At 63.3% G+C, this 10,632-nt stretch carries 12 protein-coding genes; 4 read left to right on the top strand and 8 right to left on the bottom strand.

Going from position 1 to position 10,632, the window contains the following annotated elements; all coding sequences use genetic code 11:
- The first annotated feature begins 254 nt into the window (after positions 1 to 254).
- Both LB536_RS27265 and LB536_RS27260 read left to right on the top strand, forming a co-directional pair.
- Entirely contained in the window at positions 255 to 779 is a 525-nt protein-coding gene (locus tag LB536_RS27265) for a dihydrofolate reductase family protein (RefSeq protein ID WP_224598033.1), read from the top strand.
- 154 nt (positions 780 to 933) lie between these two features.
- Positions 934 to 1,845, top strand: coding sequence for an agmatinase (locus LB536_RS27260; protein WP_224598032.1), 912 nt, complete (start codon positions 934 to 936; stop codon positions 1,843 to 1,845).
- Between the two features lie 48 nt (positions 1,846 to 1,893).
- On the opposite strand, the gene LB536_RS27255 is transcribed toward LB536_RS27260, so the two are convergent.
- The 5 genes from LB536_RS27255 to LB536_RS27235 form a co-directional block, all read right to left on the bottom strand.
- Positions 1,894 to 2,778 (bottom strand): aldose 1-epimerase family protein, encoded by an 885-nt coding sequence (locus tag LB536_RS27255; protein WP_224598030.1) that lies wholly within the window; start codon positions 2,776 to 2,778, stop codon positions 1,894 to 1,896.
- Between the two features lie 202 nt (positions 2,779 to 2,980).
- A complete protein-coding gene (locus LB536_RS27250) occupies positions 2,981 to 3,697 on the bottom strand; it encodes a Bax inhibitor-1/YccA family protein (RefSeq protein WP_224598028.1) in 717 nt (238 codons plus the stop codon).
- A 24-nt stretch (positions 3,698 to 3,721) separates the two neighbouring features.
- Positions 3,722 to 4,495, bottom strand: coding sequence for an anti-sigma factor family protein (locus LB536_RS27245; protein WP_224598026.1), 774 nt, complete (start codon positions 4,493 to 4,495; stop codon positions 3,722 to 3,724).
- Complete coding sequence (locus LB536_RS27240; protein ID WP_246682433.1) at positions 4,492 to 5,010, bottom strand: sigma-70 family RNA polymerase sigma factor; 519 nt, start codon at positions 5,008 to 5,010, stop codon at positions 4,492 to 4,494. Before LB536_RS27240 ends, LB536_RS27245 begins: the two co-directional genes overlap by 4 nt.
- An 87-nt stretch (positions 5,011 to 5,097) precedes the next feature.
- Complete coding sequence (locus LB536_RS27235) at positions 5,098 to 5,673, bottom strand: histidine phosphatase family protein (RefSeq protein ID WP_411966598.1); 576 nt, start codon at positions 5,671 to 5,673, stop codon at positions 5,098 to 5,100.
- 147 nt (positions 5,674 to 5,820) lie between these two features.
- Here LB536_RS27235 and LB536_RS27230 point away from each other — a divergent pair, with 147 nt between their 5' ends.
- Together LB536_RS27230 and mazG are read left to right on the top strand one after the other, a co-directional pair.
- On the top strand, positions 5,821 to 7,005 hold the full coding sequence (locus LB536_RS27230; RefSeq protein ID WP_224598124.1) for an aromatic amino acid transaminase: 1,185 nt from the start codon (positions 5,821 to 5,823) through the stop codon (positions 7,003 to 7,005).
- Positions 7,006 to 7,094: 89 nt separating this feature from the next.
- Complete coding sequence (mazG, locus tag LB536_RS27225) at positions 7,095 to 7,919, top strand: nucleoside triphosphate pyrophosphohydrolase (RefSeq protein WP_224598021.1); 825 nt, start codon at positions 7,095 to 7,097, stop codon at positions 7,917 to 7,919.
- Between the two features lie 24 nt (positions 7,920 to 7,943).
- Here mazG and hflX read toward each other — a convergent pair whose 3' ends face one another.
- From hflX to LB536_RS27210, 3 genes are all read right to left on the bottom strand, one after another.
- Positions 7,944 to 9,335, bottom strand: a complete 1,392-nt coding sequence (gene hflX / locus LB536_RS27220; protein WP_224598018.1) for a GTPase HflX — start codon at positions 9,333 to 9,335, stop codon at positions 7,944 to 7,946.
- Positions 9,336 to 9,581 carry an RNA chaperone Hfq gene (gene hfq, locus LB536_RS27215; protein WP_006202172.1) on the bottom strand — a complete coding sequence of 82 codons (246 nt, stop codon included), beginning with the start codon at positions 9,579 to 9,581 and terminating at the stop codon, positions 9,336 to 9,338.
- 144 nt (positions 9,582 to 9,725) lie between these two features.
- Positions 9,726 to 10,589 carry a D-amino-acid transaminase gene (locus tag LB536_RS27210; protein WP_224598016.1) on the bottom strand — a complete coding sequence of 288 codons (864 nt, stop codon included), beginning with the start codon at positions 10,587 to 10,589 and terminating at the stop codon, positions 9,726 to 9,728.
- Positions 10,590 to 10,632: the final 43 nt, after the last annotated feature.

Raw genomic sequence — 10,632 nt, 5'->3', positions numbered from 1 at the left:
CGATGTTTGCCGCCACTGGCCGAAACCGCAGCAAATCCCGGGCTACGCCCCATGCGTTAGTTCCATAATCTATCTTATGCGACTTTCTGCCATAAGTCGGTGGATGGCGAAATGCGATGCCACGCGCGCGCTTGCGTCGCGCCCCGCACGCAATCTGCATACCTCTGGCAATTTTCAAATTGCGCCCAAACCTTCACTTACAGTTCTGGCGGCTTGGGGTATGCTGAAGGAACTTGGGATGGAGATTTTGCAGCATGGCGAAGTTCGTCTTCGGAATGAACCTGTCCCTAGATGGCTACGTCGACCACCAGGCATTTGGGCCTGATGCCACGCTCTTCCGTCATTGGATCGAGCACGTGCGCTGCCTGACGGGCAGCGTGTACGGTCGCGGCATGTACGAGGTCATGCGCTATTGGGATGAAGACCATCCGGAGTGGACGCCGGATTTACGCGAGTTCGCGGCGGCATGGCGACGGCAACCGAAATGGGTTGTCTCGCGCTCGCTGAAGTCGGTCGGCCCTAACGCCACGCTTGTCGCTGATGACACGGAGGCTGCAATACGCAGGCTGAAAGATGAGCTGACAGGCGAGATTTCGGTTTCCGGACCAGACATGGCGCGAAGCCTGACCGGTTTCATCGATGAGTATCGACTCTACTTCCATCCTGTCGTGCTCGGTCGCGGCAAGGCGTTCTTCGCCGGCCCCCGGCCACCACTCCACCTCGTGGCCAGTGACCGGATCGGCAAGGACGTGATCCGGTTGACATACGTTCCTGCCTGATCAGGGCCCTCAATGTCCCAGCCAAAAGGTGCCTCAAAGCCAAGACCGACGGAACCCTCCGGACGGCGATTTCGGCAATGGAATCCGACCGGCGAAGCAATTACCCTGCCCCAAACTGCTCATCAGGCTTCGGCTGGATTCAAGGCCATCAGAAATGACCACTCGATCTTCCTTTCTCGGCCTGCCCGATCGCCTCGCCGATGGCACGGTGCCCCGTGCGGTGATCGTCGGTGCCGGTCACGGCAGCACCTATCCCGGCAAAGACAGCGGCGGCCACGCCTTGGCCGCCGATGCCATCCGTGTTGCAAGCCAGGATGATGCTGCGCTCGTCGAGCATTGGGATTTCGATCTCGGCGGCCCGTTGTTCGACGGCAGGCCGATCTGCTGCGTCGACGCCGGCGACATCCTGACCATCATGCATGACAATGCCGGCAACCGCGCCCGGATCGAGGCGAAGACGCGCGAAGTCCTGTCATTGCCCGCCGTGCCCATCCTGCTCGGCGGGGACGATTCCGTGGTCAGTCCCTTCCTCGCCGGCTTCGCGGATCACGGGCCTGTCTGGATCCTGCAGATCGACGCCCATATCGACTGGCGTGACGAAGTGCATGGCGAACGCCACGGCTACTCCAGCCCGATGCGCCGGGCGAGCGAGATGGCGCATGTCGCCGGCATGGTGCAGGTCGGACTGCGCAGCGTCGGCAGCGCACGCCTCACGGAGATCGAAGCGGCGCGGCACTATGGCAGCCGTTTCGTCACCGCCCGCGAGGTCCACGCCCAAGGTGTCGAAGCGGCGCTCAGCCATATTCCGGAAGGCGCGCGGGTCGTCGTCACCTTCGACTGCGACAGTCTCGACCCAGGCTTCATGCCTGGCGTGGCCGCGCGTACGCCTGGCGGCCTCACCTATACGCAGGTCATCGATCTCATCGCAGGCCTCGGCAAGCGGGCGAGGATCGCTGGATTCGATCTTGTCGAGTTCTATCCGCCAGCCGACATTGACGGCCTGTCGGCGCTCATCGCCGCGCGCCTTCTCGTCAATGTGATCGGCGCCGTGGTCCGGCAGGTTTGAAACCCGACCTGAGGTCGAATATGCCCCCTGTCCGGTCTGCAGGAAACTTTACCGAGGCCCCTGCTCCAACCTGATCCGGTAACTCAACGAACGCTTCGCGCCCGGCGCGATCAGCATCAGGCCCGGCTTGTCGATGAACTCTCCATCGAAATCCAGCGGGCTGGCAATGCCGTGCCAAGGCTCGATGCACAGGAACGGTGCGCCGCCGGGTTTGGACCAGATGCCCAGTTCCTGAAGTCCCTGCCACGAGACCTCAATCGCCGGACCGTGACCGGCGCCGTAGCGAATGCTGTTGCTGGCCGGCCGGTCCATGATCACGGCGTCGTCCTCGAAAAGCCCTTCGGAGAGCTCGAGGATATTGCCTTTGACAGGCGTTGGCTGCGGCGTCGCGGTGAGCAGGCCATCCTTCAGCCGGCGGATCGGCGCTGGCTCGTCATCGGAAAAGATCAGCCGATAATCCGTTTTGGCCACACCGGGCAGAAGTGGCCAGTTGAATGCCGGATGCGCCCCGATCGAGGCCGGCAACGGCTCGTCGCCGGTGTTGGTGATCTCTAATCCTATGTCGAGTTGACCCTCGCCCAGCGTATAGGTCACAGCCAGGCGGAATGCGAACGGGTAGTGCGTTCGGGTTTCCGCGTCATCGGCGAGCACCAGCGTGCAGGATCGAGGCCCCCTCTCCGCCCAGGCAAATGGCATATCGCGGGCGAAGCCGTGCTGCGTCATCGGATAGGTCTGGCCGCGATGGCGCAGTTGATCGCCCTTCAGCCGGCCGACGATCGGAAACAGCACCGGTGAATGGCGCCGCCAGGCTGGTCCGGCCTGCCACAGAAACTCAAATCCTTGCGCATCCCTCAGCGAAACCAGTTCGGCGCCCTGCCCGGCAATGGTTACCGATATACCGTCGCCGTGAAGCGTCAGGCTGTCCTGTTCCATTTGTCCTCGTGGTCTGTCTGGCATGGCCGGCAGGTTAGCAAATGGCCGGGCGTGAACTCAAGGCGGCGGACGGCGTTTGCATTTCACACAGTCGCGATGAACGTCGATGGCGCCAAGGGCCAGGCGCCCTTTCGAATGAAAATGGCCGGAGGTTTCCCTCCGGCCACGGCAGGATGCCAGATGTTGCCTGCTACGGTTCGGACTATTCCCGCTCGCCGGTGAAATTCAACAGCAGCTGGAAGATGTTGATGAAGTTCAGATAGAGCGAGAAGGCGCCGAAGACGGCGAGCTTCTGGCGCGACTCCGCATCGAAGTTCTCCGCATACTGCTCCTTGATCGTCTGCGTATCCCAGGCGGTCAGGCCAATGAACACGGCGATGCCGATCACCGAAATGGCGAACTGCAGCGCGGTCGAGCCGAGGAAGATGTTGACAATGCTGGCGATCACCACGCCGATCAGGCCCATGATCAGGAAGGACGATAACTGGGTCAGGTCGCGCCTGGTCGTGTAGCCATAGAGGCTGGTGGCACCGAACATGGTGGCTGCGATGAAGAAGGTGCGCGCGATGCTGGTGCCGGTGAAGACAAGGAACACCGAGGCCAGCGACAGGCCCATGACGGCACAAAAGGCCCAGAACATTGCCTGCGCGCTTGCCGCCGACATGGTCTGCATCTTGAACGAGAACAGCAGCACGAAAGCGAGCGGCGCCAGCATCACCACCCATTTCAGCGGGCTGGAAAAGATCGGCACATAGAGGGCGGGCGTCGACGACACCAGGAAGGCGACAAGGCCGGTAACCACCAGGCCGAGGCCCATATAATTGTAGACGCGCAGCATGTGCTGGCGCAGGCCCTCGTCATAGATGGCTCCGGTCCGGGCGCCCGCGCCGACGCGGTATCCAAGATTGGGCGTATTCATTTTCAGGTCTCCTTTGTGGATGGGTCAGTAGAGCGTTCTGGCGAGCGTTTCGGCGGCGCGGTCGAGATCATGAAACTCGCTCTTCGCGACAACCGCGTAGGCGACATCGCCGATCTGGAAGTAGGCCGAGGAGATATCGCCGGAGGGCGCGACGGTCGGTTTGACCACATCGAAAGTGCCCGGCCGGATCGCGAACAGCGACACCAGGCCCATCTCCTTCGTTTCAACCGCAATCTCGACACTCGGGCCGAAGCGCGACGGATAGATCTGCACGTCGCGGACTTTCCAGTCCTTCGGCAGCGATGGCATGACGATGGCGGTGGCGGCGCGGATCTCGCCGGCATTGTAATTGGGCGCCTCGGTCTGCGAGGGCATGTTTTCGCGCAGCAGCGTCGTCCTGTGTGCCTGTACCGCCTCGTCGACATAGGCGGGCGGCTGCGGCGAAGCGACGACCTTGGTCACCGACATCGGCCCGACGATGCCGTTGGCCAGCCAGCCGGCGGCAACGAAAGCGGCGACCGCCGCCGCGCGTTGCAGCACGCCGAAGGTGCGGCCCCGGCCAAGGCCCCTCTCCAGCCGCCGCGCGGCATCGGCCGTCGCGGGTCGCGCCATGCCCTCAGAGCCGGCCAGCGCCACGCGCAACTCGTCGCGGGTGCGCAGATCGGACATCACGCGCGCGGCCGCTTCCGGACGCGCGGACAGGAAAGCTTCGACCTCGATGCGACGGGTGACATCGAGCTGGTCGTCGACATAGGCGTCGAGATCTGCGTCCGTAACCGGGTCGACAAGAGCGGTCATGAGTCACCTCCCACGATCCTGAGATGATTTTTGCCCCGCGCCGGCGCCTCTTCCAGCTGGCGCAGGGCCGCGCGCGCCCTGCCGATACGCGACATCAGCGTGCCCAGCGGCACGCCGCTGGCATTTGCCGCCTGCTGGTAGGAGAGCCCCTCGATGGCGACCAGATGCAGCGCCGAGCGCTGCTCTTCCGGCAGGCTGAAAAAGGCTTCGCGCACCTGCGCCAGGCGCACGGAATGTTCCTGCGGCGCCGGCGTGCTGCCGTCCGCCAGATATCCGGCCTGTTCGAGACGAGCCGCTTCCGAGCGGCGCGAGCGCATGCGGTCGATGAAGGTATTGTGGACGATCGACAGCAGCCATGCCCGCAGGTTGCCGCCGGAGCGGAAGGTGCCACGACGCTCATAGGCGCGCACCAGCGCGTCGTGCACGAGATCCTCGGCCTCGACGCCGTCGCGCGTCAGCGAACGCGCGTAGCGCCGCAGCGACCCGAGTTGTCCTATAATGTCAAAGCGTGGCATCGACGGTTTCATGCCCTGTTTACGGAGCATGTGGGGATTCTAATCCCGGCGGCTGTCTTTTTCTTCGCCGATATCCAGCGCTGCTCTTCAGTCCCGACGCGGACTTGCCCGTTTGGGAGCGCTCACGCCGCAGGCGCGCAACACCCATCTGCGGCCGTCGCTGCGAAAATCGGTGATGCTCAGCGGCTCGATGTCGATTTTCCAACCGGCGGCAAGCGGCGCGCTGAGAACATGCAGGATCGCGGCGCGGATGACGCTGGCATGCGTCACGGCGATCGTGTGACCACGTTCGGCGATCAATCGATCCATCAAACCAGCGGCCCGTTGGGCAATTTCGGCCAGCGATTCACCGCCATGCGGGGCCGCATTCGGATTCGTACGCCAGGCGACGATCTCATCCGGGTGTAGCGCCTGCACCTCGTCAAAGCTCTTGCCTGCCCATCGTCCGCAATTCTGGTCCGCCAGCGTCGGATCGACAGACGCATCCAGCGATAGCGCCTCAGCGGTCTGACAGGCGCGAAGCGCCGGGCCCGTCAACACACGGTCGGCGCGACGCAGCATCCCGCGCATCGCCTTTGCCAATGTCAGCGATCGTGGCTCCAGCGGTTCATCCGAAGGAAACGATCCTTTCCGGGTCGCCGCCGTGGCGCCGGCGCAGATCATGGTCAGACGGACGAGCATGGAGAATGCTTTCTCTGAGTAGGTGGAAGCTATACCAACAGGTGCCGCTTTTCGTGTCGGCGCACCGAAACCGCTGGTGAAACCTGGCCAATTTGCGTATCACTCCGCCGCGCCAACGGAACCATAATGATGTTCGAACACCTGCAGCCAGCTCCCGCCGACAAGATTCTTGCGCTGATCGGCCTCTATCGCGCCGATCCACGCCCTGGCAAGGTCGACCTCGGGGTCGGCGTCTACAAGGATCGCGACGGCAAGACGCCGGTCATGCGCGCCGTGCGCGAGGCCGAAAAGCGGCTGCTGGAAGGACAGGATACCAAGACCTATCTCGGCCTTGCCGGCGATACCGGCTTCAACACCGTGATGGCCAAGCTCGCCTTCGGTCCGGGTGCCGACATGGCGCGTATCCGTGCGGCACAGGCGCCTGGCGGGTCCGGCGCGCTGCGGCTGGTGGCGGAACTGCTCAAGCGCACACGGTCGGACGCGACGGTCTGGGTCTCCGACCCGACCTGGCCGAACCATATGCCGGTGATGCGTGCCGCCGGCCTGCAGATTCGCGAATACCCCTATTTCGATGCGGCCTCGGGTGCCGTTCGTTTCGACGACATGCTGGCTGTATTGCGGACGGCCAACCGCGGCGACGTGGTGCTGCTGCATGGCTGCTGCCACAACCCGACCGGCGCCAATCTGGACGCAGCTCAGTGGGAGGCCGTCACCGATCTGATCGTCGAGCGTGGCTTGCTGCCGTTTGTCGACATCGCCTATCAGGGCTTTGGCGACGGTCTCGAGGCCGACGCCCTCGGCTTGCGGCTGCTGGCCGCGAAAGTCCCGGAAATGGTCGTCGCGTCGAGCTGCTCGAAGAGTTTCGCCGTCTACCGCGACCGTGTCGGCGCGGCGATGGTCCTGGCCAGGGACGGCGCGCAGGCCGACGTCGCGATGAGCCAGATGCTGTCGGCGGCACGCGCCATGTATTCGATGCCGCCGGACCATGGCGCGGCCGCGGTGCGCATCGTGCTGGAAGACGCCGCGCTGCGTGCCGACTGGGAGGCAGAGCTCGAAGAGATGCGCCTGCGTATGCTGAGGCTCAGGGTCGCGTTCGCCGAAGCGCTGCGCCGGCAATCCAATTCCGACCGTTTCGACTTCGTTGCCAGCCATCGCGGCATGTTCTCCCGGCTTGGCCTCACGGAAGCGCAGGTCGAACGGCTGCGCGCCGAGCACGCCGTCTACATGGTCGGCGACAGCCGCATCAACGTGGCCGGCCTGCCCGAGGACGGCATGGATGACCTCGCCAAGGCGATCGTTTCCGTGCTGGACTGACGAAGCGGGTACGGTGCAACTGTGGACAAGGCCCCCTCGCCGGCTGACAGCGTTGGCCGCGCGGCAGTTCGCGCGATAGCATCCGCCGCATGACGCCATCGAAAGACATTTCACGCCTGATCGAGATCATGGCGGCGTTGCGCGCGCCGAAGACCGGCTGCCTGTGGGACATCGAGCAGAATTTCTCCACCATCGCTCCCTATACGATCGAGGAGGCCTATGAGGTGGCGGACGCCATCGCGCGCGGCGATCTCGACGACCTGCGCGACGAGCTTGGCGACCTCCTGCTGCAGGTCGTCTACCACGCCCAGATGGCGCAGGAAGCCGGCGAATTCGCGTTCCCTGACGTGGTCCAGGCCATCACCACCAAGATGATCCGCCGCCATCCACACGTCTTTGGCGACGAGAAGGCTCGCAGTGCCGGCATGGCCAAGGGCATGTGGGAGAAGATCAAGGCGCAGGAGAAGGCCGAGAAGCGGCAAGCCCGCCTCGCGCGTGGCCTCGACCCCGAGGACAATGGCAAGGGATTCCTGGACAGTGTTCCGGTCGCCCTGCCCGCCTTGACGCGAGCCTTGAAACTTCAGGAAAAGGCCGCCCGTGTCGGCTTCGACTGGAGCGAGGCTGCTCCCATCCTGGACAAGATCGAGGAAGAGATCGGGGAGTTGCGCGAGGCTCTGGCCAAGGGTGAAACGGCCGAGATCAAGGACGAGTTCGGCGACATGTTGTTTGCAGTCGTCAATCTTGGGCGTCACCTGAAGCTCGATTCGGAAGCGGCGCTGAGCGGCACCAACGAGAAATTCCGCTCACGCTTCCACTATGTCGAGCAGGCCTTGGAAAAGGCCGGCGGCTCGCTGGAGGAAGCTACCCTGGAGGAAATGGAAGCGCTCTGGCAGGAAGCAAAAACCGCGAAGTAGCACTTCTTGCTGAATTGCTGCGCGTTAACCGTTGTTTTTGCGGCGCAATCGGCTTTCGATCTCTTCACGGGCGCTTTGCGTGGCCTGGAGCGAGATGGTGGCGCTGCCGTCGTCATTGTCGGTTCGCGAAACGACATCGCCATTGCGGTAAAGCCAATCGAGAAGGCCAAACTGGGCCGGCTCGATCGTCACCGTCAGATCTCGCAGCTCGCCGGCCATCCGCGTTTCGATGATCGCCTTCAGCGCATCGATGCCTTCGCCCGATACCGCCGATACGGCGATTGGCGGCTCCTTGCCGCCGCCGGCGCCGTCGGCGAGCAGCCGTTGCCTGTTGCCTTCGTCCAGCAGGTCGATCTTGTTCCAGACTTCGATCACGCGCTTGGTGTCGCTGGCGTCGACGCCGAGGTCGGCGAGGATGCGTTCGACATCTTCGGCCTGCGCCGCCGTATCGGGATCGGAAATGTCGCGCAGATGGATAACGAGATCGGCCTCTACGACCTCTTCCAAGGTCGCGCGGAACGCCGCGATCAGATGCGTCGGCAGGTCCGAAATGAAGCCCACCGTGTCGGAAAGAATGATCGGCGTGCCATGCGACAGCCGCACGCGGCGCAGTGTCGGATCAAGCGTGGCAAACAGCATGTCCTGCGCCAGCACCCCTGCCCCGGTCAGCTTGTTGAACAGCGTCGACTTCCCGGCGTTGGTGTAGCCGACGATCGCCACCACCGGAAACGGCACCTTCTTGCGCTTGGCGCGATGCAGGTCGCGGGTGCGGCGCACCGTTTCCAGCTCGTGCTTCAGCTTTATGATCTTTTCCTGCAACTGCCGCCGATCGGATTCGATCTGCGTTTCACCGGGGCCGCCGAGGAAGCCGGCACCGCCACGCTGACGCTCCAGGTGGGTCCAGCTGCGCACCAGGCGGCCCTTCTGGTAGTTGAGATGGGCAAGCTCGACTTGCAGCGTGCCTTCCTTGGTGCGCGCCCGCTCGCCGAAAATCTCCAGGATCAGCCCCGTGCGATCCAGCACCTTGGCGTTGAATTCCTTCTCGAGATTGCGCTGCTGTACCGGCGTCAGCGGATGGTCGACGATGACCACTTCCGCATGCCCTTCCTTGACGATCCCGGCGAACTCCTCGACCTTGCCGCTGCCCAGCAATGTCGCCGGACGCGGGTCGTTGACGGTGACGACCGCCGTATGGATCAGATCAAGGTCGATGGCGCGGGCAAGGCCGACTGCTTCGTCGTGGCGCGCCTCGGCCGAGCGTGTCAGCCGGGGACGGCTCGTGTCATCGTCATTGCGCGGTTGGCGGGAAAGCACAGGCACAATGACAACGGCCCGGGTCGGGGCTTCCGCTTCCGTCCCGGGATGATGCGCTGATTTTCCGCGAACCGTGCCGTCCGCGTCTCTCTCACGTGCCAATCAGGCGCCCTGGCTTTCCTCGCCATCGAACATCTGAACCGGCTGGCTCGGCATGATCGTGGAAATGGCGTGCTTGTAGACGAGCTGGGAGTGGCCGTCGCGGCGCAACAGGACGCAGAAATTGTCGAAGGAGGTGACCACGCCGGTCAGCTTCACGCCGTTGATGAGGAAGATGGTGAGCGGGTTCTTGCTCTTGCGAACTGAATTCAGGAACAGGTCCTGGAGGTTTTGCGATCGTTCCGCCATTGTTTTTGTCTTTCGCCGATCCCCTTCGGTTTGCAGCCAATGCGCCAAATTACCGGGCACATGTCAAGCGCGCAAACACCCTCTTGCCGTCAGTAACGACAAGCAGAACGAGATATATTGATGTTCATTCCACCTGTGCGGTTATCAGGCTGGACTTTTTTCCGCAATGTCAAAAAAGGCCTGCCGCAACGAAAGTGTTATTGAGCCGGGGTGTCCATTGGCTATGGGATCACCGTCAATGGTCACGATCGGCATGGCAATAGTCGTCGCCGAACTGATGAATGCTTCGCGAGCCGCCTTGGCCTCGGCAACGGAAAATCCACGCTCCTCGATCTTCAGGCCGAGCTTTGCCGCGACTTCGAACATGGTGGTGCGCGTGATGCCGCGCAGAATGCCATGTTCGGCCGGCCTGGTGACCAGAACGCCATCCCTGGTAACGATCCAGGCATTCGACGAGCCACCTTCCTTGACGTTGCCATCCGTGTCCACGAACCAGGCTTCCTGGGCACCGGCTTCCCTGGCCTTCTGCTTGGCCAATACATTGGGCAGCAGCCCGACAGTCTTGATGTCGACGCGATCCCAGCGGTTCTCGGGCACGGTGATGACCGCGATACCCGTCTCGGCCCGTTTCGCGCCGGCGGTAGGATCCGCCTTCTTGGCGGTCACCACCAGAGCCGGCTTCGTGTCCGCCGACGGAAAAACGAAATCGCGGCTGGCGACACCGCGCGTCACCTGGACATAGACCAGGCCGTTGGCGACATGATTGCGGTTGACCACTTCGCGCAGGATCAGCGGCAACACGTTGCGCGTCACCGGCCAGGCGATCGACAGTTCGGTCAGCGAGCGGTTCAGCCGGGCAAGATGGCGGGGCATGTCGACGATGAAGCCGCGCGCCACCTCGCAGACCTCGTAGACGCCGTCGGCGAACTGATAGCCGCGATCCTCGATATGCACGGAAGCGTCCGCATGAGCGACGTAGCGCCCGTTGACATAGGCAATGCGCGGCATTGGCGACCCCTGGAAAATTCTCGGGCCTTCTTATGCGATTCCG

It is taken from the genome of Mesorhizobium sp. ES1-3 (assembly GCF_020164795.1).
In the GTDB taxonomy this organism is placed as follows: domain Bacteria; phylum Pseudomonadota; class Alphaproteobacteria; order Rhizobiales; family Rhizobiaceae; genus Mesorhizobium.
The sequence above is the reverse complement of the archived record's forward strand: the minus strand, read 5'-3'. Positions and strand labels throughout refer to the sequence as shown.